General features: G+C 70.2%; 24 protein-coding genes. 8 read left to right on the plus strand and 16 right to left on the minus strand.

Annotated features, from left to right (window positions below; genetic code table 11):
- Positions 1–29: 29 nt before the first annotated feature.
- Both C8250_RS28020 and C8250_RS28025 read left to right on the plus strand, forming a co-directional pair.
- Entirely contained in the window at positions 30–1,100 is a 1,071-nt protein-coding gene (locus tag C8250_RS28020; RefSeq protein ID WP_138350913.1) for an SIS domain-containing protein, read from the plus strand.
- 429 nt (positions 1,101–1,529) lie between these two features.
- Positions 1,530–2,978 carry a PAS domain-containing sensor histidine kinase gene (locus C8250_RS28025; protein WP_138351074.1) on the plus strand — a complete coding sequence of 483 codons (1,449 nt, stop codon included), beginning with the start codon at positions 1,530–1,532 and terminating at the stop codon, positions 2,976–2,978.
- A gap of 131 nt (positions 2,979–3,109) precedes the next feature.
- Here the strand turns inward: C8250_RS28025 and C8250_RS28030 are convergent, their stop codons facing one another.
- Together C8250_RS28030 and C8250_RS28035 are read right to left on the minus strand one after the other, a co-directional pair.
- Complete coding sequence (locus C8250_RS28030) at positions 3,110–3,367, minus strand: WhiB family transcriptional regulator (protein WP_138350912.1); 258 nt, start codon at positions 3,365–3,367, stop codon at positions 3,110–3,112.
- A 317-nt stretch (positions 3,368–3,684) separates the two neighbouring features.
- A complete protein-coding gene (locus C8250_RS28035; RefSeq protein WP_138350911.1) occupies positions 3,685–4,653 on the minus strand; it encodes a diacylglycerol kinase family protein in 969 nt (322 codons plus the stop codon).
- A gap of 48 nt (positions 4,654–4,701) precedes the next feature.
- Here C8250_RS28035 and C8250_RS28040 point away from each other — a divergent pair, with 48 nt between their 5' ends.
- The gene (locus C8250_RS28040; RefSeq protein ID WP_244809405.1) at positions 4,702–5,121 is read left to right on the plus strand and encodes a hypothetical protein; all 420 of its coding nucleotides are present in this window, start codon (positions 4,702–4,704) and stop codon (positions 5,119–5,121) included.
- Positions 5,122–5,194: 73 nt separating this feature from the next.
- Here the strand turns inward: C8250_RS28040 and C8250_RS28045 are convergent, their stop codons facing one another.
- From C8250_RS28045 to C8250_RS28065, 5 genes are all read right to left on the minus strand, one after another.
- Complete coding sequence (locus tag C8250_RS28045; protein ID WP_232484647.1) at positions 5,195–6,160, minus strand: RNA polymerase sigma factor SigF; 966 nt, start codon at positions 6,158–6,160, stop codon at positions 5,195–5,197.
- 109 nt (positions 6,161–6,269) lie between these two features.
- Positions 6,270–6,683: an anti-sigma regulatory factor gene (locus C8250_RS28050; RefSeq protein WP_138350908.1), complete on the minus strand. Its 414-nt coding sequence runs from the start codon at positions 6,681–6,683 to the stop codon at positions 6,270–6,272.
- A gap of 182 nt (positions 6,684–6,865) precedes the next feature.
- The gene (locus C8250_RS28055; protein ID WP_138350907.1) at positions 6,866–7,435 is read right to left on the minus strand and encodes a GNAT family N-acetyltransferase; all 570 of its coding nucleotides are present in this window, start codon (positions 7,433–7,435) and stop codon (positions 6,866–6,868) included.
- Positions 7,436–7,444: 9 nt separating this feature from the next.
- Positions 7,445–8,167, minus strand: a complete 723-nt coding sequence (locus tag C8250_RS28060) for an AAA family ATPase (protein ID WP_138350906.1) — start codon at positions 8,165–8,167, stop codon at positions 7,445–7,447.
- Between the two features lie 28 nt (positions 8,168–8,195).
- The gene (locus C8250_RS28065; protein WP_244809407.1) at positions 8,196–9,095 is read right to left on the minus strand and encodes a pyridoxal-phosphate dependent enzyme; all 900 of its coding nucleotides are present in this window, start codon (positions 9,093–9,095) and stop codon (positions 8,196–8,198) included.
- Between the two features lie 129 nt (positions 9,096–9,224).
- Between C8250_RS28065 and C8250_RS28070 the strand changes: the two genes are divergently transcribed.
- Positions 9,225–10,154, plus strand: a complete 930-nt coding sequence (locus tag C8250_RS28070) for a MurR/RpiR family transcriptional regulator (protein WP_244809409.1) — start codon at positions 9,225–9,227, stop codon at positions 10,152–10,154.
- Between the two features lie 113 nt (positions 10,155–10,267).
- Here C8250_RS28070 and sodN read toward each other — a convergent pair whose 3' ends face one another.
- Entirely contained in the window at positions 10,268–10,663 is a 396-nt protein-coding gene (gene sodN, locus C8250_RS28075; protein ID WP_138350904.1) for a superoxide dismutase, Ni, read from the minus strand.
- A gap of 140 nt (positions 10,664–10,803) precedes the next feature.
- Here sodN and sodX point away from each other — a divergent pair, with 140 nt between their 5' ends.
- On the plus strand, positions 10,804–11,226 hold the full coding sequence (gene sodX / locus C8250_RS28080; RefSeq protein ID WP_138350903.1) for a nickel-type superoxide dismutase maturation protease: 423 nt from the start codon (positions 10,804–10,806) through the stop codon (positions 11,224–11,226).
- Here the strand turns inward: sodX and C8250_RS28085 are convergent.
- Positions 11,130–11,759, minus strand: a complete 630-nt coding sequence (locus tag C8250_RS28085; protein WP_138350902.1) for a CGNR zinc finger domain-containing protein — start codon at positions 11,757–11,759, stop codon at positions 11,130–11,132. The genes sodX and C8250_RS28085 overlap by 97 nt on opposite strands.
- Before the next feature lie 79 nt (positions 11,760–11,838).
- On the opposite strand from C8250_RS28085, the gene C8250_RS28090 reads away from it, so the two are divergent.
- Positions 11,839–12,624, plus strand: coding sequence for a class I SAM-dependent methyltransferase (locus C8250_RS28090; protein WP_138350901.1), 786 nt, complete (start codon positions 11,839–11,841; stop codon positions 12,622–12,624).
- Between the two features lie 86 nt (positions 12,625–12,710).
- On the opposite strand, the gene C8250_RS28095 is transcribed toward C8250_RS28090, so the two are convergent.
- Genes C8250_RS28095 through C8250_RS28105 form a run of 3 tightly spaced genes read right to left on the minus strand, consistent with a single transcriptional unit; the run spans position 12,711 to position 15,418 of the window.
- On the minus strand, positions 12,711–13,478 hold the full coding sequence (locus C8250_RS28095; RefSeq protein WP_138350900.1) for an amino acid ABC transporter ATP-binding protein: 768 nt from the start codon (positions 13,476–13,478) through the stop codon (positions 12,711–12,713).
- Entirely contained in the window at positions 13,475–14,431 is a 957-nt protein-coding gene (locus tag C8250_RS28100) for an amino acid ABC transporter permease (protein ID WP_138350899.1), read from the minus strand. The genes C8250_RS28095 and C8250_RS28100 overlap by 4 nt, the downstream gene beginning before the upstream one ends.
- Before the next feature lie 30 nt (positions 14,432–14,461).
- The gene (locus C8250_RS28105; RefSeq protein WP_138350898.1) at positions 14,462–15,418 is read right to left on the minus strand and encodes an ABC transporter substrate-binding protein; all 957 of its coding nucleotides are present in this window, start codon (positions 15,416–15,418) and stop codon (positions 14,462–14,464) included.
- 505 nt (positions 15,419–15,923) lie between these two features.
- Here C8250_RS28105 and C8250_RS28110 point away from each other — a divergent pair.
- On the plus strand, positions 15,924–17,120 hold the full coding sequence (locus tag C8250_RS28110) for an NADP-dependent malic enzyme (protein WP_138350897.1): 1,197 nt from the start codon (positions 15,924–15,926) through the stop codon (positions 17,118–17,120).
- A 79-nt stretch (positions 17,121–17,199) separates the two neighbouring features.
- Here the strand turns inward: C8250_RS28110 and C8250_RS28115 are convergent, their stop codons facing one another.
- Entirely contained in the window at positions 17,200–17,940 is a 741-nt protein-coding gene (locus tag C8250_RS28115; protein ID WP_138350896.1) for a hypothetical protein, read from the minus strand.
- Positions 17,937–18,443, minus strand: coding sequence for a SigE family RNA polymerase sigma factor (locus tag C8250_RS28120; protein ID WP_138350895.1), 507 nt, complete (start codon positions 18,441–18,443; stop codon positions 17,937–17,939). The genes C8250_RS28115 and C8250_RS28120 overlap by 4 nt, the downstream gene beginning before the upstream one ends.
- Positions 18,444–18,626: 183 nt before the next feature.
- Between C8250_RS28120 and C8250_RS28125 the strand changes: the two genes are divergently transcribed.
- On the plus strand, positions 18,627–19,592 hold the full coding sequence (locus tag C8250_RS28125) for a zinc-binding dehydrogenase (RefSeq protein WP_138350894.1): 966 nt from the start codon (positions 18,627–18,629) through the stop codon (positions 19,590–19,592).
- 70 nt (positions 19,593–19,662) lie between these two features.
- Here C8250_RS28125 and C8250_RS28130 read toward each other — a convergent pair whose 3' ends face one another.
- Complete coding sequence (locus tag C8250_RS28130) at positions 19,663–20,655, minus strand: PadR family transcriptional regulator (RefSeq protein WP_138350893.1); 993 nt, start codon at positions 20,653–20,655, stop codon at positions 19,663–19,665.
- A gap of 1 nt (position 20,656) precedes the next feature.
- Positions 20,657–21,538: a DUF4097 family beta strand repeat-containing protein gene (locus C8250_RS28135; protein WP_138350892.1), complete on the minus strand. Its 882-nt coding sequence runs from the start codon at positions 21,536–21,538 to the stop codon at positions 20,657–20,659.
- Positions 21,539–21,587 lie beyond the last annotated feature (49 nt).

Genomic DNA, 21,587 nt, shown 5'->3' on the forward strand with positions numbered 1-21,587 from the left:
AGATTCGCAACAGCCTGGAGGCCCACCGCATGTCCGCCCCGACGCCGGACCGGAAGATTCTGATACCGGGCCGGATCATGTCCGGCGAGATGGCCGAGCAGCCCGCCGTACTGCGGCGCATCCTGGAGCGGGGTGCGCCGCGGATCCGCGCGGTCGCCGCGAAGGTCGCGGCGCGCAACCCGCGCTTCGTGCTGCTCACCGCCCGCGGTACGTCCGACAACGCGGCGCTGTACGCGAAGTACCTGATCGAGGTGCTGCTCGGGAAGCCCGCGGGGCTGACCTCGATGTCGACCACCACCGCGTACGGCGCGACGCCGGACCTCACGGACTGCCTGGTCATCACCGTCAGCCAGTCCGGTGGCTCGCCCGACCTGGTGGCCTCCACCCGGGCGGCCCGCGAGGCCGGTGCGATCACCGTCGCGGTGACGAACAACCCGGAGTCCCCGCTCGCCGAGGTCTCCGAGTTCCACATCGACGTGCTGGCAGGACCGGAGAAGGCGCTCCCGGCGACCAAGACGTACACCGCCGAGCTGCTGGCCCTGTACCTGTTCGTGGAGGGCCTGCGCGGTGGTGACGGCTCCGCCGCCGAGGTGCTGCCGGAACTGGCCGAGGGGATCCTGGCGCGCGGCGCCGAGGTCAAGGCGCTGGCCGGCCGCTACCGCTTCGCGGAGCGCATGGTCATCACCTCCCGCGGCTACGGCTACCCGACCGCGCGGGAGGCCGCGCTGAAGCTGATGGAGACCAGCTACATCCCGGCCCTGGCGTACTCGGGCGCGGATCTGCTGCACGGCCCGCTGGCCATGGTCGACAACATCTCGCCGGTGATCGCCATCGTCACCGAGGGCAGGGGCGGAGAGGCCCTCCAGCCGGTCCTGGACCGGCTGCGCGGCCGGGGCGCGGACCTGGTGGTCATCGGCCCCCAGGCCCAGGTGGACGCCGCCTCAGCGGGCTTCGCCCTGCCGACGAAGGGGGTCGCCGAGGAGGTCCAGCCGATCCTGGAGATCCTGCCGCTGCAGATGCTGGCCTACGAGGTCACCATCGCCCGCGGCCAGGACCCGGACGCCCCGCGCGCCCTCGCCAAGGTGACGGAAACGCACTGACCGCGGCCCCGGCCGTGTGGAACGGGAAAGGCCCCGTCGCGTGCTGCGACGGGGCCTTCCGCGTGTGAGCGGGGAGGGAGCGGGCCCCGGCGGGAACGGGGCCGGTGCCCGGAAAACGCCACGGGCCGCGGCGCCGGGAAGGGACCCTCAGCCCTTCCAGCACCGCAGCCCGGAGCTGCTGTCGACGCCGTGGCCGACGGGGTGTGCGGTTCCCCGTGGCCCGTTAGGGCCGACCGGTGAGGCCACGGCGTAGTCAGGGCAGAGAACGCCTGGCCTCGATCCACCCTCCTGTGCGGGGAGGATGGAGGTCTGTTCGGTCCATTGTGGACTAGACCATTCGTCCTTGTCCATGGAATCGCGGCCATCGGTGGAAAAAAGGCCCGGCACGGATGGCGCGAATTGGCCTGTACGCTCGCAGACGTGCCCTCCATGAACGACCTCGTACGCCAGCACACCGGCCTCGACGACTCCGATCTCGAATGGCTCCACCTGCTGGTCTCCGAGTGGCAGCTGCTCTCCGACCTGTCCTTCGCCGACCTCGTCCTGTGGGTGCCCACCCTGGACGGCACACGCTATGTCTCGGTCGCCCAGATGCGGCCGAACACCGGACCGACCTCGTACCAGGACGACATGGTCGGCCATCTGGTGCCGCGCGGCCGCCGTCCCATGCTGGACGCGGCGCTGGACGAGGGCCGGATCGTCCGTGAGGGCGACCCCGAATGGCGTGACGAGGTCCCGGTCCGGGTCGAGTCGATCCCGGTCCGCCGCGAGGGCCGGGTGCTGGGCGTGATCGCCCGCAACACCAACCTGCTGACCGTCCGCACCCCCAGCCGGCTCGAGCTCACCTATCTGCAGAGCGCCTCGGACCTGGCGCAGATGATCGCCGCCGGCTCCTTCCCGTTCCCCGCCGAGCAGGTCGACATGGACGCGGCGCCGCGCGCCGGCGACGGTCTGATCCGGCTCGACGCGGACGGCATCGTGCAGTACGCCAGTCCCAACGCGCTCTCCGCGTACCACCGGCTGGGCCTCGCCGCCGACATCGTCGGACTGCACCTCGGCGCGACCACCGCCGAACTCGCCCCCGCCCGCGGCCCGGTGGACGAGGCGATGGTCAAACTCGCCAGCGGCTGGGCGCCTCGTGAGGCCGAGGTCGAGGGTGGCGACGGCGTCATCCAGCTGCGCACCATCCCGCTGCGGCCCAAGGGCACCCACATCGGCTCACTCGTCCTGCTGCGCGATGTCACCGAGCTGCGGCGCCGCGAACGCGAGTTGATGACCAAGGACGCCACCATCCGGGAGATCCACCACCGGGTGAAGAACAATCTGCAGACCGTCGCCGCACTGCTGCGGCTGCAGGCCCGCCGGATGGATTCCGACAAGGCGCGCGAGGCGCTGGAGGAAGCGGTCCGCCGGGTCGGCTCGATCGCGATCGTGCACGAGACGCTCTCCCAGAACCTGGACGAGCGCGTCGAGTTCGACGACATCGCCGACCGGGTGCTCTCGATGGTCGCCGAGATCTCACCCGGCCGCGTCACGGCCCGCCGCACCGGGCGCTTCGGCATCCTGACCGCCGAGGTCGCCACCCCGCTGGCGATGGTTCTCACCGAACTGCTGCAGAACGCGCTGGAGCACGGCTTCGGCCCGGGGGAGAGCGGCACGGTCGAGGTGGGGGCGACGGCCGGCCGCGACAAGCTGATCATCACCGTCCAGGACAACGGCCGCGGGCTGCCGGAGGGCTTCAACCCGCAGCGCGCCGGAAATCTGGGACTGCAGATCGTCCGCACCCTGGTGGTCGGCGAACTGTCCGGCACGTTCGACATGGTCCCGGCGCCGGAGGGCGGCACCAGGGTCGTGCTGGAACTTCCGGCCGAGGCGTAATTCCGGTGCCGGTGGTCGGGGGAGAACAGCAGTAAGCCCCGACCGCCAGGCGGTCGGGGCTTACCGGATGCTGTGTGCTGCGCGTACGAATTCGGGTGCTGCGCGCTGCGGCTCGGGGGTAAAGCGGGGCGTCAGACGCTGGCGTTGCGGGCCCTGTTGCGGGCGGCGCGGCGCTTCATTGCGCGACGCTCGTCCTCGCTGAGGCCACCCCAGACGCCTGCGTCCTGGCCGCTCTCCAGCGCCCACTGCAGGCACTGCTCCATGACGGGGCAGCGGCGGCAGACGGCCTTGGCTTCCTCGATCTGCAGCAGCGCAGGACCGGTGTTGCCGATGGGGAAGAAGAGTTCCGGGTCTTCCTCGCGGCAAACGGCGCGATGACGCCAGTCCATGGCTGCTCCAACTCCTTTGTGACAAGCACGTTGCTTGTGAATGTGAACGCTTTCACGAATCCCCTCACAGGGCACGGCACTACGCCCAGTTGCCTGGTGCAGTCCCGCTGGTGTGAGGTGGTGGATTCGGGCTCTCAAGGGACTCCGGTTGTTGGCCGTCCCGATCGCCATGTAGAGACTCGCAAACCTGGGCTGCGGATACAACCCCTTCAGGAAAGTTTTTTTTGATTCCTCGGTGTCGCCTGCATCACAGCCGTACTTCCATGGGGTGCAGGGCAGCCTAAACGTTCGAGTAAAAGGACTTTGGGCTCTTCCGCTTACACAATCACACGCAGTGCACGGCGTACGCCTGTGAAGGTTGCGCTGGTTCGCAGCCCCAGGTGGTCGCCGTCCACCTGGAACGGGAGTGGAGCCTGCGAATGCAAGGTGAAGTCCGTCAGGTCGTGGACGGACGCCACATGCTTACCGTGCGGGCCTCGATCGGGGGTCGAACGCAGCAGTTGCGTGGCGTAACGCATCGCTGACGTCGTCGACATCTTCGAGACTCCGAGCAGGTCGAGGCCGGTGTCGAAGGAGGCCTCGGGGGACGCGTACACCGGACGATTGCCCAGGTAGGTCCAGGGGGCGGTGTTGCAGACTATGGCCAGCACCAGCCCGGTGACCGGGTCCTCGTCCGGGCGCTCCAGCGTGATCGAACCGCCCCGCCGGTGCGTCTCCGCCAGGAACTGGCGCATCACCTGGCGCATGTAGAGCGCGTGCGTCGAGCGCTTCCCTTGATCCCGCTGCTGTTCGACCCGGCCGACCACGCCGGCGTCGAAACCCAGCCCGGCGCAGAAGGTGAACCAGCGCGAGGGCACTCCCTCGTCCTCCGTACCGGGCGTGCCGCTCACCAGTCCCAGGCCGACCGTGCGCGACGACTGGTCGTGCAGGGCGTCCAGCAGTGCCCCGGTCGCCTCGACGGCGTCATTGGGCAGTCCCAGGGCGCGCGCGAAGACATTGGTCGAGCCGCCGGGGACCACGGCCAGCTGCGGCAGCCGGTCGGGATCGGGTCCGTTGTGCAGCAGTCCGTTGACCACTTCGTTGACCGTGCCGTCACCGCCCAGCGCGACGACCAGTTCGATCTCGCCGCCCTCGGCGGCCTGCCGGGCGAGATCCCGGGCGTGGCCGCGGTACTCGGTGGCGGCCACTTCCAGCTTCAGATCGCTGGCGAGTGCGTGGGCCAGAACGTCACGGACCCGCGCACTGGTGGTGGTGGCAGCAGGGTTGACCACGAGAAGTGCGCGCATGAGGGGAAGCGTACCTACCCATAAGTACACCGGGCTACGCTGGCCGGTGTGAGCCAGATCCCCCCGACCCCGTCACCCAAACCGCGCCGGCTGACCGCCGCCGCGGGCCTCGCGGCCCTCGAAGGGCTCGCCCTCGCGGCCTGCGGGCTCGTGCTGCTGGTGCTGGCGCTGACCGGTCACTCCGACAACGTCCGCAACGCCGTGGTGGGTGCGCTCACCGTTCTCGCCCTCGGCGCGATCCCGCTGGCGGCGGCGTACGGGCTGCTGCACGCCCGGCGCTGGAGCCGCGGCCCCGCGCTGATCATCCAGCTGCTGGCGCTGCCGGTGGCCTGGACGCTCGTGCACGGCGCGGCGGCGCTCGTCGCGGCCGGCGTCGCGCTGGCCCTCATGGCGCTGGCCGGGCTGGTCCTGCTCGTCCACCCCGCCACGACCGCCGCCCTGGGGATCGGCGACCGCAGCCAGGCCTAGGTCTCCGCGGCCTGAGTTTCTACGCCCTGGGCCTGCCGGACGCCTCAGGAAGCTGTCCGGCAGGCGTCATGGGCTACTCCTCGACGAGGAGCTTCTCGCGGAGCTGCATGAGAGTGCGGGCCAGCAGCCGGGAGACGTGCATCTGGGAGATGCCGACCTCGATGGCGATCTGCGACTGGGTCATGTTGCCGAAGAACCGCAGCATGAGGATCTTCTTCTCCCGGGGCGGCAGCGACTCCAGGAGCGGTTTGAGCGATTCCCGGTACTCGACGCCTTCGAGCGCCTCGTCCATGGCCCCGAGGGTGTCCGCGACGGCCGGGGAGTCGTCGTCGGTGTCCGGAACGTCGAGGGACAGGGTGCTGTAGGCGTTCGCGGATTCGAGGCCCTCCAGCACCTCCTCCTCCGTGATCTTGAGCTGGACCGCCAGCTCGTGCACGGTCGGCGCCCGGCCGAAGCGCTGGGAGAGCTCTCCGGTGGCGGTGGTCAGGGCCAGCCGCAGCTCCTGGAGCCTGCGGGGGACGCGGACCGCCCAGCCCTTGTCCCTGAAGTGACGTTTGATCTCGCCGACGACCGTGGGGGTCGCGTACGTGGAGAACTCCACGCCGCGGTCCACGTCGAAGCGGTCGACGGACTTGATCAGACCGATGGTGGCGACCTGGGTGAGGTCGTCCAGCGGCTCCCCGCGGTTGCGGAAACGCCGCGCCAGGTGCTCCACCAGGGGCAGGTGCATACGCACCAGCCGATTGCGCAGCTCGGCGCGTTCCGGTGAGCCGTCCGGGAGCTTGCTCAGCTCCACGAAGAGCGCTCGGGCGCCGGCCCGGTCATGCGGGTCGTGCTGCTCTTGCTGGTCCATGGGATCCGCCTGCTCCGCCGCGTCCATTCCATCCGTACGGGACCCGGGGTGCTGCCGCGCCGCATACCGCCCGACCGCCCCGGCGGGCGACGCCTGGGCGGGTACGGCGGCACGGCCCCGCACCGCGGGCGTGCTGCTGTCCGCCGGGGGTCCGGGAGCTGCCTCCCGGGAAAGATCAGCACTCATGGCGTTTCCCCGTTCCGTGCACGGTTGTACCGTTACCGGCCCTTCGGGGGACCGGGACACGCTGACCTGCTTCGGGTCCGCGCCTGCGGGCTGCCTGCATCTGGGGACCTCACGACTGTCCGGGGCCGGCACCGCGCTTCTTGTGCAGGCTGATGCTGACGGTCTTGTCCTCCGCGACCGTGGCATCCACCTCGCCCGCCAGTGCGGAGAGCACTGTCCAGGCGAAGGTGTCCCGCTCCGGAGCGCGACCATCGGTCGTGGGCGCCGAAACTCTCACCCACAGAGCGTCTCCGACGAGTCGGAAGACGCAACTCAATACGCTGCCGGGAACGGCCTGCTGCAGCAGGATCGCGCACGCCTCGTCCACGGCGATGCGCAGGTCTTCGATCTCGTCGAGGGTGAAGTCCAGCCGTGCCGCGAGTCCGGCCGTAGCCGTACGCAACACCGACAGATAGGCCCCCGCCGCGGGCAGCCGGACCTCAACGAAGTCCTTCGTCCCGGGCTCGCCTGCGATCTGGGACACCCTCACCTCCAAGGTGGCACACAGTGATTGCTCTGGTTCGCCAGCGACGCTATCGCGATCTGTGCCCTGATGTCGCCCGGACGGAGCACTGCCGCCGCCATGAGTGAGCCCTGGCCCGACACCCCACGACTGTCACCCATGGTAAGCGTATGGGTACGCAACGTGGCTAGGGGTGTGCGGTCTCAATTCGAAAGAGATGTCGCATCGTTGCCCACGCCCGGGTGGACTGCCAGGTCGGCGAGGGTGCGGAGCGGTTCGCCGGTCAGTCGTTGCACGGTCCAGCCGTCCTGTCCGAAGGCGCCGATGGAGCGGTAGAAGCCGATCGCGGGATCGTTCCAGTCCAGTACTGCCCATTCGAAGCGCTCGTAGCCGCGTGTGACGCAGATCGAGGCCAGTTCGGCCAGGAGTGCCTTGCCGTGGCCGCCGCCGCGCGCTTCGGGCTTTACGTACAGATCCTCCAGGTACACCCCGTGTGTGCCCGTCCAGGTGGAGAAATTCCGGAACCACAGGGCGAATCCCACCGTGCGGTCCCCGGATGAATCACCGGATACGTCCTCGGGGCCGGCTGCGGGCGCGTCCGTGGAATCGTCCTCCGCGATCAGGGCGAAGATCGCCGGGTGCTCGCAGAAAAGGGCGTCGTGCAGTTGCTCCGGCGTCGCGCGGGCTTCCGCCAGCGCCTTTTCGTACTCCGCGAGTTCGCGGATCATGGCGTGGATCGCCGGGACGTCGGCGGGGGTGGCGGCTCGGATCATGAGCCCAGGTTACGTCCCGATGATGTGGCGCAGGTAAGCGTTGGGATCGGTCAGATACCGGCGCCAGTGGTCGACGATCGCCAGGTCCTCCCAGCGCGCGGAATGCGCTCCGTCCTCGCCGATCTCGAGGATCGTGGCGCCCGGGGTCGCGGTCAGCAGCGGTGAGTGAGTGGCGCAGATCACCTGGGCGCCGGTGCCGGCGAGCTCGTGCATCAGGCCCACCAGGTGCAGACAGGACGTGAAGGAGAGCGCCGCCTCCGGCTCGTCCATCACGTACAGGCCGGGCTGCCGGAACATCTCGCGGAAGGCCGTCAGGAAGCCCTCTCCGTGGCTCATGGTGTGCACGGCGACGTCCTCGCGCTCCAGGGCGTCCAGGGCGGTCTCCGCGCGCAGGAAGAAGCCCTTGCGGCGGGTGCGGGGGCCGTCGAGCATGCGGCGGCCGGACCGGGTGGCGTCGAAGCGGATCCGCTGGCCCAGATCGGACTTCTCGCGGTTGCTCGCGTACTTGTATCCGGCCCGGCCGCCGTACGAGTCCAGGCCGAAGCCCTCCGCGAGCGCCTCGACGAGGGTGGACTTGCCGGAGCCGTTCTCGCCGACGAGGAAGGTGATCGGGGAGGTGAAGCGCAGCCCGCCGTCGAGCAGCTGGGCGACGGCGGGGACCCGCCAGGGCCAGACGCCGGGCGGGAACTCGTCGGTGGCGGGAACATGCGCGTAGGCGCGTTCGATCAGCACGCGTTGTCCGTCCTCATCCGGTCATGCCTCATCCGGTCACGACGGCCGCGAGGCGGGTGCCGGGGGAGAAGGCCCCCTCGTCCGCCAGGGTGAACAGGCCGTGCAGCATCTTCGCCACGTAGACGCGGTCCGGGACCAGGCCGTGCCGGACGGCGAAGTCCGCCGCGAAGGCGTCCAGGCCGGGGGTGGTGCGGGCGTACCCGCCGTGGTGGAAGCGCTCGTCGAGCGTCCAGTCGCCGGTCCGCCCGCCGAACGCGTCCTCCTGCAGCCGCTGGACGGCGGCGCCGAGGAAGCCGCCCTTGAGGACCGGGAAGCCGATCGCGCGCTGGCCGCCGGGCGCCAGCCCCGCGGCCAGCCCGGCCAGCGTGCCCCCGGTGCCGCAGGCCACCGCGACGACGTCCGCCTCGCCGCGCAGCTCCCGGCCCAGCTCGGCACAGCCCTGGGCCGCCAGCGCGTTGCTGCCGCCCTCGGGCACCACGTAGCAGCGGCCGAAGCGCTCCCGCAGCTCTTCGGCGACGTCCGGCTCGGCCTTGCGGCGGTACGTGGTCCGGTCGACGAAGGCCAGCCGCATGCCGTCGGCCGCGGCGCGGGCCAGCGAGTCGTTCAGCGGGCGCCGGGCCAGCTCGTCGCCGCGTACGACGCCGATGGTCGTGAAGCCGAGCAGCCGTCCGGCGGCCGCGGTCGCGCGCAGATGGTTGGAGTAGGCGCCGCCGAACGTCAGCAGGGTGTCGTGGCCGGCGTCCGCGGCGGCCTGGAGGTTGAGCCGCAGCTTGCGCCATTTGTTGCCCGGCAGGTCCGGATGGATCAGATCGTCCCGCTTCAGCAGCAACCGGACGCCGTGCCGCGCGAGCCGGGCGTCCTCGATCGCGACCAGCGGTGAGGGCAGCCGGGGTCGCAGCGCGTCGAGCGGCAGGCCGGTGGCGGTCACCTCGTCATTGTCACCCGCACGGGTGAGGTCGGCAGCCCGCGGGTCGCAAACCGCCGCAATGGCCTCACAAGTCCCCCGGGCCGCGGAAGAAGCTCCCGAAAAGGGCCGCCCCCGGTGCATTCTTCTCCCGTGAAGACGGACGGCACGAACGGCACAGACCTCTCCGGCGGCCCGGGCCTGGAGCGGGAGCGGGAATCCCCGGCCGGGCCCGGCGACGGGCTCGCCGCGACGGTACGCGGGCTGCTGCCCTCGCTGACACCCGCCTCCGCGCGCATCGCCCGGCTGATCGTCGAGGACCCGGCCCAGGTCGCCCGCAGCACGATCTCCGAACTGAGCGCGCTGGCCGGCACCAGCGACTCGTCGATCGTCAGGACCGCCAGGGCGCTGGGCTTCTCCGGCTACCCCGAGCTCCGGCTGGCGCTGGCCGCCTCGGCCGCCCGGCAGCCCCCGCGCTCGACCCTGACCTCGGGGATCACCCGGCAGGACTCACCCGCGGAAGTGATGGCCAAGCTGGTGCACACCGAGTCCCAGGCCGTCCTGGAGACCGAGACCCAGCTCGATCCGGGGCAGTTGCTGGGCGCCGTGCTCGCGGTCTGCGGCGACGGCCAGCTGCACATCGCCGGCGTCGGCGCGTCCGGGCTGGTCGCGCAGGACCTGCACCAGAAGCTGCAGCGCATAGGACGGCCCTGCCACGCACACGGCGACTCCCAGTCCGCGCTGACCAGCGCGGTGCTGCTCGGCCCCGGTGACGTCTTCCTCGCCGTGTCGCACTCCGGCGAGAGCCGCGACGTCCTGGAGCCGCTGCGCCGGGCCGCCGCGGAGGGCGCGACCACCGTCGTCATCACCAACCACCCGCAGTCGTCGGCCGCCCGGCTGGCCGACTTCGTCCTGGCGTCGGCGGGCCGCGAGACGACCTTCCGGCCCGGCGCGATGGCCAGCCGGATCAGCCAACTGGTCGTCGTCGACTGCCTCTTCGTCTGCGTGGCGCAGCGCACCTACGAGAAGTCCGACCACGCCCTGCGCGTCACCCATCAGGCCCTGGAGAGCGACCGCGCCTGAACACCCGGGCCCGGAACGCGAGAACGCCCGTACCCGGTACGCGAACGCGGACCGGGTACGGGCGAATGGTCTGTGACCGTGGTGTTGTCACAGGCCGAGGGCCCCGGTGGAGCTCAGGCCTTCTTGGTCTCCCAGAAGATGGTGTCGATCTGGGCGATCAGCTCGAGGAGCTTCTCGCCGGTCTTCGGGTCGTTCGACGCCTTGGCAGCACTGCCTGCCTTGAGGGCGTCGTTGATGAGCTGGTGCAGCTCCGGGTACTTCTCGAAGTGCGGCGGCTTGAAGTAGTCGCTCCACAGCACCGAGATGTGGTGCTTGGCGAGCTCCGCGCGCTGCTCCTTGATGATGATGGCGCGGGTCCGGAAGTCCGGGTCCTCGTTGGCCTGGTACTTCTCCTGGACGGCCTTGACCGACTCGGCCTCGATGCGGGCCTGGGCCGGGTCGTATACGCCGCAGGGCAGGTCGCAGTGGGCGCTGACCTTAACCTTGGGCGCGAACAGGCGAGAGAACATGGCTGTCCTTCCTTGTGATCGTCTTTCCAGGTGGGAGATTACTCCCTGGGAGAGTCGTTTTCTCGGGTGCCCCATGTGGCTTAGGACAAAAGTCTGGTGTCACCCTGGGGCTGGTGGAGGAAGGGACGAGGAGGCGCAGCATGCGGGAACGGCGGGTCCGACCGGTCTACGCGGTCGAGGTGACCGGTCCTTCGATGGTCCCGACGCTCTACGAGGGCGATCGGCTGTTCGTGCGAAACGTCAACGGCCCGGCGGACGTCCGGGAGGGTGACGTCGTGGTCCTGCGGCACCCGCTGCAGCAGGACCTGCTCATCGTGAAGCGGGCGGTCGAGCGCCGTGAGGGCGGCTGGTGGGTGCTCGCCGACAATCCCTTCGGGCCGATCGCGGACAGCAGCGTATTCGGCACGGTGCCGGACGAGTTGGTGCTCGCCCGGGCCCTGGTGCGGTTCCGGCCGCCCCGGGAGCTTCAGAGGTCGGTGGCCGGGGTGCTGTCGTGGGCGGCGTCCTGTGTGCGGCCGCTGAGCGCGGACCGTTCGTTCTCCAGGCGCTTGCGGGCGCGGTAGGCCGCCACGTTCGCGCGGGTCGCGCAGCGGTCGGAGCAGTAGCGGCGGGATCTGTTGGTCGATGTGTCGACATAGGCGTTGCGGCAGGGGGCCGCCTCGCAGATGCCCAGCCGGTCCACGCCCAGTTCGGTCAGCTGGAAGGCCAGCCCCATGCAGGCGGTGGCGGCGTATCCCGCGGTGGCGGTGGCGGCGTGGTCGGCGAGGTGCATGTGCCAGTCGGGCCGGCCGGTCTCGTCGAGGTGTTCGTGCCCGGAGATCTGCGGGCTGACCGGGAACTCCAGCAGCAGCGCGTTGAGCAGGTCCACGGCGCGTACCTCGTCGCCCTCGTCGGCGGCCTCGAAGACCCCGCGCAGCCGGGTGCGTACGGCGCGCAGCCGGGGCACGTCGGCGTCGGTGCTGCGCGCGGCGGCCTGGGTGCTGGCGCCGAAGAGCGCGCGGACGGCGTCGACGCCGGTGAGGTCGTCCGTCCCGCGTTCCGGCTCCTCGCTGTTCACCAGGCGCACGGCGTAGTCCGAGTAATAGGCCAGTTCCACTTGTGATCCTTACGCGTGCGTTCTAGGCTCAGTAATGGTCGAGGTAGCTATCAGGGTATTACGAACGGGGGAGACGGCGATGACGGGTACACCGGCGGCACCGACGGCACCCGCGGTGCGCACCGCGGACTGGCAGAGCTGGCAGAAGAGCTGGGACCGCCAGCAGGAGTGGTACCTGCCGGACCGCGAGGAGCGGTTCCGGGTGATGCTGGACATGGTCGAGGCATTGGTCGGGCCCGCGCCCAAGGTGCTGGACCTCGCGTGCGGCACGGGCAGTATCTCGGACCGCGTGCTGCGGCGCTTCCCCGAGGCGCGATCCACCGGCGTCGACCTCGATCCGGCCCTGCTGACCATCGCCCGGGGGCACTTCGAGGGCGAGTCGCGGATCGAGTTCGTCACCGCCGATCTGCGCGACCCGCGGTGGACCGACCGGCTCCCGCACCGGGAGTACGACGCCGTCCTCACCGCGACGGCGCTGCACTGGCTGCGGACGGATCCGCTGCGCGAGCTGTACGGCCGGGTCGCCGGCGTCCTGCGGCCCGGCGGGGTCTTCATGAACGCCGACCACGCGCCCGACGAATCCACGCCCCGGATCAACGAGGCGGAGCGGGCGCTGCGGCACGCGCGCATGGCGCGGGAGAAGGCGGAGGGCGTGCTGGACTGGACCGAGTGGTGGGACCTGGCCCGCCAGGACGAGCTGCTGGCCGGACCGGTCGCCGAGCGCTACGAGATCTTCGGCTCGCACGCCGACGGCGAGCCGCACTCCGTCGAATGGCACGCCCAGGCGCTCCGCGACGCCGGCTTCGCCGAGGCCCGCGCCGTCTGGCGCTCGGTCCCCGACGCGCTGGTGCTCGGCCTGAAATAACGCGCGGAACAACGCGCGCCGCCCCGGACAGGAGAAGGCCGGACGGCCGGGCTCGCGGCCCGGCCGTCCGGCCTCGTCCGTTCGGGTCACAGCACCTTGGACAGGAACGCCTTGGTGCGGTCGTGCTGCGGGTTGTTCAGGACGTCACGGGGGTTCCCCGCCTCGACGACGATGCCGTCGTCCATGAAGACCAGCGCGTCGCCCACCTCGCGGGCGAAGCCCATCTCATGGGTGACGACGATCATCGTCATGCCGTCCTCGGCGAGCCCGCGCATGACGTCGAGGACGTCACCGACGAGCTCCGGGTCGAGCGCGGAGGTCGGCTCGTCGAAGAGCATCAGCTTCGGCTCCATCGCCAGCGCGCGGGCGATGGCCACCCGCTGCTGCTGTCCGCCGGACAGCTGCGAGGGGTAGTTGGCCGCCTTGTCGGCCAGGCCGACCCGGTCGAGCAGCCGCTCCGCGCGGGCCCGGGCGGTCGCCTTCGACTCGCCCTTGACCTGCATCGGGGCTTCCATGACGTTCTCGATCGCCGTCATGTGCGGGAAGAGGTTGAAGCGCTGGAACACCATGCCGATGTCCCGCCGCTTCGCCGCGACCTCGCTGTCCTTCAGCTCGTAGAGCTTGTCGCCCTTCTGCCGGTAGCCGACCAGCTCGCCGTCCACCCACAGGCGGCCGGCGTTGATCTGCTCCAGGTGGTTGATGCACCGCAGGAAGGTGGACTTGCCCGAGCCGGACGGGCCGACGAGGCAGAACACCTCGCGCGGCGCGACCTCCAGCTCGATCCCCTTGAGGATGTGCGCCAGGCCGAACGACTTGTGGACGGCCTCGGCCTTGACCATGGGCTGAACGGTCATCGGGCCACCTCCGGACGGCGCAACGTGCTGAGATTCGCCTTGATCTTCTGCCACGGGGTGAGCGGCAGACTGCGCAGCGAGCCCCGGGCGAAGCGGCGTTCCAGGTAGTACTGGCCGACGCTGAACACGCTGGTCAGGGCGAGGTACCAGATGGACGCGACGAAGAACATCTCCATGGTCGCGAAGGAACTCGCGGCGATGTCCTGCGCGCTGCGCAGCAGGTCCTGGTACTGGACGGCGACGACCAGCGAGGACGTCTTGAGCATGTTGATGAACTCGTTGCCGCTCGGCGGGATGATCACCCGCATGGCCTGCGGCAGCACCACGCGGCGCATGGTCTGGCCCTGCTTCATGCCCAGGGCGTGCGACGCCTCGGTCTGGCCCTCGTCGACCGACTGGATGCCGGCCCGCACGATCTCGGCCATGTAGGCGCCCTCGTTCAGACCGAGCCCCAGCAGGGCGGCCACGAACGGGGTCATGACGTCGACCATGTTGTTCTTGTAGATCGGGCCGAGGTTCAGGACCGGGAAGATCAGCGCCAGGTTGAACCAGATGAGCAGCTGTACATAGACCGGGGTGCCGCGGAAGAACCAGATGTAGAGCCAGGCGACGCCGCCTGTCACCGGGTTCTTGGAGAGCCGCATGACGGCGAAGAGCACACCGAGCAGCAGCCCCATCAGCATCGACAGGACGCTGATGAGGATGGTGTGCCACATACCGGTCAGGATGGAGTGGTCGAACAGCTTCTCCGGCACGGTCGCCCAGCGCACATCGCCCTGGGAGAACGAGAACACCAGTGCGGCCAGCACGGCCACGACGACGACCGCACTGATCCAGCGCCCGTAATGGCGTACGGGGATCGCCCGGATGGCCTCCGCGGGGACCGCGGTGGCGGTCCCGGCGGACCCGCTCGACGGAGCGTCAGCGGGTTCCTTATCGAATTTGTCAGTCACTGCGACGGCCCTTCAGTGGAGCGCGTGGGGTCAGGAGCCGCCGTTGATCGCGGCCTTGGTGATCGCGCCGTCGCCGGCGCCCCACTTGTCGAGGGCTGCCTTGTAGCTGCCGTCGGCGATGATCGCGTCCATCGCCAGCTTGATCGCGTCGCGCAGCTGCGTGTTGCTCTTGTCCACGGCGATGCCGAACGGTCCGGCGTCGGACTTGTTGGCCACCGACTCGAAGTCGTTGCCGCCGCCCGCGGTCTTGGCGATGTACGCGGCGACCGGGGAGTCGTTCAGGTCGGCGACCGCTCCGCCGGCCTTGACGCGGGTCTGGGCCTCGGCGTCGGTCGGGAAGGACTCGATGGACAGCGCTCCCTTGCCGTCCGTCGTGCACTTCTTGGAGAGGTCCTTGGCGGCCGCCTCGAAGGTCGTACCGCGCTGGACGGCCAGCTTCTTGCCGCACAGGTCGTCGACGGAGGTGATGTGCTCCGGGTTGCCCTTCTTGACCAGGATGCCGGTGCTCGCGGTGAAGTAGTCGACGAAGTCGACGCCCTTACCGGTCTTCTGCCCCTTGTCGTCCAGGCCCTCCTGGCGGGCCTTGGTGTCGCTGACGGAGGACATGACGACGCCGTAGCGGCCGGTCTGCATCGCGGCCAGGAGGCCGTCGAAGGTGCCGCTGGTGAACTTGAACGTCACGCCGAGCTGCTTGCCGAGCGCCGCGGCGATGTCGGGGTCGACGCCGACGATGGTGCCGTTCTGCTTCAGCTCCATCGGGGCGTACGTGGCGTCGGTGCCGACCTCGATGACACCGGCGTCCTGGAACTTCTTGGGCAGCTTGTTGAAGAGCGGAGCACTGTTCGACTTCGTCGAGGTGTCGGGGCCGCTGTCCTTCTTGGTCTGGTCGCCACAGCCGCTGAGCAGCAGGGTGCCCGCGACCGCGATCGCGCCGACCGCTGTGATCCGAGATGTGGCGGCCGAGCGACGGGTGGTGCGTGCGGTCATTGCTGGTTCCTCCTGCGGAATGTGGGCGGAGTGGGGAAGACGGTGGGTGGGGATCCCCTATTCGAGTGTCGCCACCCGGTGTGATGTGCGCATCTTGCCATCCGGACAGACCCAGTCAGTGGTCCAGTTGTGTCAAAATCGGATAACGGGCGATCCCCGGGCTCTCACCGGGCCGGCACACCAAGGCCGGACCACGGTGGGGCCACGCCGACCAGTCGCACACAGTATCCGCGGTTACTCCCCATTCGGGCCTTTTGCCGCGCTGTATGCCGTTATTTCCGATTCGCCTCCTGCTGGCGGAACCGAATAGGACTCGTCAGCGGAATCGGTCTTCCGGTAGAACGGATCCTTACCCCTCATCCCGGGGCCCATGGCATGCGTGCGGCATGCCTGGCGCCGGTGCCTTCAGGACCACTCAAGTGCCTGGGTGTACCGATGCCGAGCCCGCCTATCTCCATTTCTGGAGGTAGTACCCTCGAAACCAAATCAGACAAAGGGGTCAATTGTGGCAGCGGAGATCGTCAATCCTCGGACCGATACGGACACGTTTCCCATCGATCCGGTCTTCGCCCTGCACCGTGGCGGAAAGATGGAGGTGGCCGCGACCGTGCCGGTGCGCGATGCGGACGATCTGTCCCTCGCCTACACGCCGGGTGTCGCGAAGGTCTGCACGGCCATTGCCGAGCAGCCCGATCTGGTGAACGACTACACCTGGAAGTCCAACGTCGTGGCCGTGGTCACGGACGGCACCGCGGTGCTCGGACTCGGTGACATCGGCCCGGAAGCCTCCCTGCCGGTGATGGAGGGCAAGGCGATCCTCTTCAAGCAGTTCGGCGGGGTCAACGCGGTCCCCATCGCGCTGGCCTGCACGGACGTGGACGAGATCGTCGAAACCGTGGTGCGGATGGCGCCGTCCTTCGGCGGCGTCAACCTGGAGGACATCTCCGCCCCCCGCTGCTTCGAGATCGAGCGGAAGCTGCAGGAGCGCCTCGACATCCCGGTCTTCCACGACGACCAGCACGGCACCGCCGTCGTGACGCTCGCCGCGCTGCGCAACGCCGCCAAGCTCACCAACCGGTCGCTGGGCCAGCTGCGCGCGGTGATCTCGGGCGCGGGAGCGGCCGGGGTCGCGATCGCCAAGATCCTCATCGAGGCGGGAATCGGCGATGTCGCCGTCACCGACCGCAAGGGGATCGTGCACGGCGGCCGTGACGACCTGAACTCCGTCAAGCGCGAGCTGGCCACGTACACCAATAAGGCTGGTCTTTCCGGTTCGCTGGAGACCGCCCTGGACGGAGCCGACGTCTTCATCGGCGTGTCCGGCGGAACCGTGCGCGAGGAGGCGGTGGCCACCATGGCCAAGGGCGCCTTCATCTTCGCCATGGCCAACCCGACGCCGGAGATCCACCCGGATGTCGCACACAAGTACGCCGCCGTCGTCGCCACCGGCCGCAGCGACTTCCCGAACCAGATCAACAACGTCCTGGCGTTCCCGGGCATCTTCGCCGGCGCCCTCCAGGTGCGCGCCTCGCGCATCACCGAGGGCATGAAGATCGCCGCCGCCGAGGCGCTGGCCGCCGTCGTCGCCGACGAGCTCAGCGCCGACTGCGTCATCCCGTCGCCCTTCGACGAGCGGGTCGCCCCGGCGGTCACCGCCGCGGTCGCGGCCGCCGCCCGCGCGGAGGGCGTCGCCCGCCGCTGACCGCCCTCCGGGCGGGTTGTCGCAGGACAGGAATGACGGCGGGCCGGCACCCATGGGTGCCGGCCCGCCGTCGCCGGTGTCAGGACTTGGGCAGCGGTACGAGCAGCTCCGGGCGCAGCGCGAGATCGCGGAGCTGCGCCATGGTCAACGGTGGCGCGGCCATCCAGGCGGGGTCGGAGCGACGGCCGGACAGCGAGTCGCCGGCGTTGACCTGGATGAACATCGTCCGGCCGTCGGGAAGGCCCAGGCCGGCGCAGTATCCCGCGACGCTCTTCGTGCCGTCGTCGTACAACTGAATGCCGGGCACGATGCGCCAGGTCCACAACGTGCGGCCGCCGCTCAGTTCCACCTTCCCGCAGTCCGCCGTCCAGCGCTTCGTGTCGAATTCGGCACAGACGTCGTGCGCCCCTGACCCGTCCGGAGCGAAATTGTGGATCGAGATCTCGCCGTACTTCCCGCCCTTGGCCACCAGGTACATCCCGTCGCCGATCGCGACGTCCTTGCCGCTACCGGGCTTGCTGTTCAGTTCGATCCGGCCCACCTCCGGCGGGAGCAGCTCCCTGAGCAGCGCGGTCTGCGTCGGGCCGCTGTACCCGGCGGCGATCTGCACCCGCCGTGCGTCCACCGCACCCGGCAGCAGCAGGCCGGCGGTCACCGCGCCGGCGAGAGCCAGCGCGGAAACGGCGATCCGGGCCCGCCGGCGCCGCCGCCGTATGCTCCGGGCCTGGGCGAAGATCCGCTCGCTCGTACCGTTCGGCACGGGGACGACACCGTCGACGGCCCGCCGCAACAGCTCTCTGACCGCTTGGTCCTGGTTCATACCCGCTCCTCCCGCATCTCGGCGCGCAGCGCCGCCATCCCGCGTGCCGTATGGCTCTTGACGGTGTTCTCACGCATGCCGAGCGCCTCGGCGGTGGCCTCGACGCTCAGGTCCTCCCAGTACCGCAGGACGAGCACGGCGCGCTGCCGCGGCGTGAGCCGGGAGAGTGCGACGCGGACGGCCACACCGGTGTCGGTGTCGGTCTCCGGGCCGATCCGCTCGGGGAGTTCGCCGTAGGGCTGCTCGCGGTGCCAGAAGCGGCGGCGGGAGGCGATGAAGGTGTTGACCAGCGTCTTGCGGGCGTAGGCCTCGACATTGTCGAGGCGCTCCAGCCGGCGCCAGCCCAGGATGACCTTCACCAGTGTCGTCTGGACGAGGTCGTCGGCCTCGTCGCTGTTGCCGCACAGCAGGAACGCGCTCCGGAAGAGCGCGAACCGTCTGCCGGCGACGAACGCGTGCAACGCGTCGTCGTCGCCTCCGCCGGCGCTGCCGTCCTGCCGCATGTCGTCCCCTCCCCGTGCCGCGTGGGCGGATCGCCCGTCACTGTGTCAGTGCGCTGGGAGGCCCGGGAGGTTGCACCAAGGGCAAGGGGTGACGTGTCCGGGGGTGACGGGATCAGGGTGACGTATGTCGCTTCGTACGGCGGGGTCTTCACCGGATGTCGATCGCGCCGATAGTTTCTGGGCATGTTCGCTGCCTATGCCGCACGTATCGACCGTGATCAGCCGCTGAACGGCCTGGAGCTGGGGGAACGCCCGGAGCCGGAACGCCGGGAGGGGTGGACGACGGTCACGGTGCGGGCCGCGTCGCTCAACCACCACGACCTGTGGTCGCTGCGCGGGGTGGGGCTCGGGCAGGAGCGGCTGCCGATGATCCTCGGCTGTGACGCGGCGGGTGTCGACGAGAACGGCAACGAGGTCGTCCTGCACTCCGTCATCGGCCAGTCCGGGCACGGCGTCGGACCGGACGAGCCGCGTTCGATCCTCACCGAGCGGTACCAGGGGACGTTCGCCGAGCGGGTGTCGGTGCCGGCCTGGAACGTGCTGCCGAAGCCCGCCGAGCTCTCCTTCGAGGAGGCGGCCTGTCTGCCGACCGCGTGGCTGACCGCGTACCGGATGCTCTTCACCAACGCGGGCGTGCGGCCGGGCGATTCCGTCCTGGTGCAGGGCGCGGGCGGCGGGGTGGCGACGGCGGCGATCGTGCTGGCGAAGGCGGCCGGGCTGCGGGTGTTCGCGACGAGCCGGGACAAGGCCAAGCGTGAGCGCGCGGTGGAGCTGGGCGCGGAGGAGGCCTTCGAGCCGGGCGCGCGGCTGCCGCGGCGGGTCGACGCGGTGATCGAGACGGTGGGCGCCGCCACCTGGTCGCATTCGGTGAAGTCGCTCAGGCCCGGCGGCACGCTGGTGATCTCGGGCGCCACGAGCGGCTCGAACCCGCCGGCCGCCGAACTCACCCGGATCTTCTTCCTGGAGCTGAAGGTCGTCGGCTCGACGATGGGCACCAAGGACGAGCTGGAGGATCTGCTCAGCTTCTGCGCGGCCACCGGTGTCCGGCCGGTGATCGACTCCGTACTGCCGCTCGAACGGGCCCGCGAGGGCTTCGAGAAGATGGCGGGCGGCGAGCTGTTCGGAAAGATCGTGCTGACGACGGGCTGACGACGGGCCGACGGACAGCGGGCTCCGACCAGTCGGAGCCCGCTGTCCGTGTCCCCGCGTCGTCCCCGCGTCAGTCCTTGCGGCCGCGCAGCACAGCGCCGATCCGGGCAGCCGCCGTCGACAGATGGCGGCGGGTCTCGCGCAGCTGACCGGCGTCCACGCCCCGGTCGCGGGCCGCGTCACGGATGTCGTCGCGAAAACGGTCCAGGAGGCGTTCCAGCTCGCGGCCCGGGTCGGCGACGGCGTCCTCGGAGTCGTTCTCCCTGGCCCAGTCGGGCGCGTCCGCCGGCACCTCGGCCGAGGCGGCGTCCGCGTCAGTGGTGCTGCTCGTCGCGCCGTCCGGATCGGTCTTCAGGTAGCCGGGCCAGGCGGTCGAGATATGGCCGGTGGCCCGGCCCAGCGCGCCCAGTTCGCGGTTGAGTTCGGCGAGGCCCTCCTTGAGGCCGCCCTGCCAGTCGCCCTCGCGGACGTGGGACTGCACCTGCTCCTGCACCTGCTTGGCGATCCGCTGCACCTCGACCCGGGCGAAGTCCTGCGCCTCCTTGGCCTGGAGGCGGGCGTTGCGCGCATCCTCCTTGGCCCGGCGGCTCTCCTCCTTGGCGCGGCGGGCCTGGTCCTTCCACTCCTGCTTCATGGCGCGGAAGTCGGTGCCGACACCGTTGCCCGCGGGGGAGTTGCGAGCCTCCTGCGCCGCGGCCCGGATCTCCCGGCGCAGATCACCGGCGGCGCCGCGGACGTCCTCGCGGATCTCGGCGGCCAGCGTCGAGACCGATTCGCGGATCTCGTTCTCCAGGTCGGCGATCTCGTCGGCCCTGGCGGCCAGTTCGGCGCGGCCGGCGTCGGAGATGGAGTACACCTTGCGGCCGCCCTCGGTGCTGTGGGTGACCAGGCCCTCCTTCTCCAGCTTGGCCAGCCGCGGGTAGACGGTGCCGGCGGAGGGCGCGTAGAGGCCGTGGAAACGCTCCTCCAGCAGCCGGATGACCTCGTAGCCGTGGCGCGGGGCCTCGTCCAGGAGCTTGAGGAGGTACAGCCGCAGGCGGCCGTGGGCGAAGACGGGGGCCATGTCAGATGTCCTTCCGGAGTGAGGGGGTCCCGTCGGTCAGCGCGCCGGCCGGCTCGTCGTCGACCGGTGGGCGGCGCAGCAGCGCGATGGCGCCGGAGACGGTGGTGGCCTTCAGATGGGCGCCGCCGGTGCCGACCCGTCCGGTGATGCGCTTGGCGCCCCACTGGCCGGTGACCCGCAGGTCCTCGAAGGCGCAGGACACGGCGCCGCTGGCGGTGTTGGCGTCGACCTCGGCGTTCGCGGGATCCGGGATGCGGATGGCGATCTCGCCGGAGACGGTGTTCAGCCGGACGTCGGCGCCCGGGGGCGTCTCGACGGGGGCCAGGTCGAGCACCATGTTGCCGCTGACGGAGTCGGCCTTGATGCGGGCGCCGCTGCCCTCGACGACGGTCAGGTCGCCGGAGACGGTGTTGATGTGCAGGTCGCCGGAGACCGCCTGGGCCTCGACGTTGCCCGAGATGGTGTTGGCGCTGACCGAGCCGGCCACGCCGACCAGGGTGACGTCCCCGTTGACCCCGCGTACCTGGGTGGCTTCGGAGATGCCGGAGATCACCGCGCTGGCGCCGACCACGCCGACCTCGACGCGGGTGCGCTGCGGCACGGCGAGCGAGACGACCGCGTGCCGCTCCCAGCCCTTGCCGCCGAGCCACTTGAGGAAGCCCTTCCAGGGCAGGTCGTCATAGCCGACGGTGAGGACGCCGCCCTTGAGGCTGACGAGCAGCGGCGGTCCGTCGAGCTCACTGACCTCCAGCCGGGCCGGGCCCTCCTCGACACCGACGACGTTCACCGCGCCGCCGACGATGCGCACGCGCACCGTGTCGACCTGCGCGTCGAAGACAAGCTTGTGTGGTTCCGTCACGGTCCATTCCGACGTGCCGCTCATGTCGACCCTCCTCGGTGGTACGTCAGGCAACGCAACATATCGCGTCTCT

The sequence above is a fragment of the Streptomyces sp. So13.3 genome (assembly GCF_005860785.2).
GTDB lineage: Bacteria > Actinomycetota > Actinomycetes > Streptomycetales > Streptomycetaceae > Actinacidiphila > Actinacidiphila fildesensis.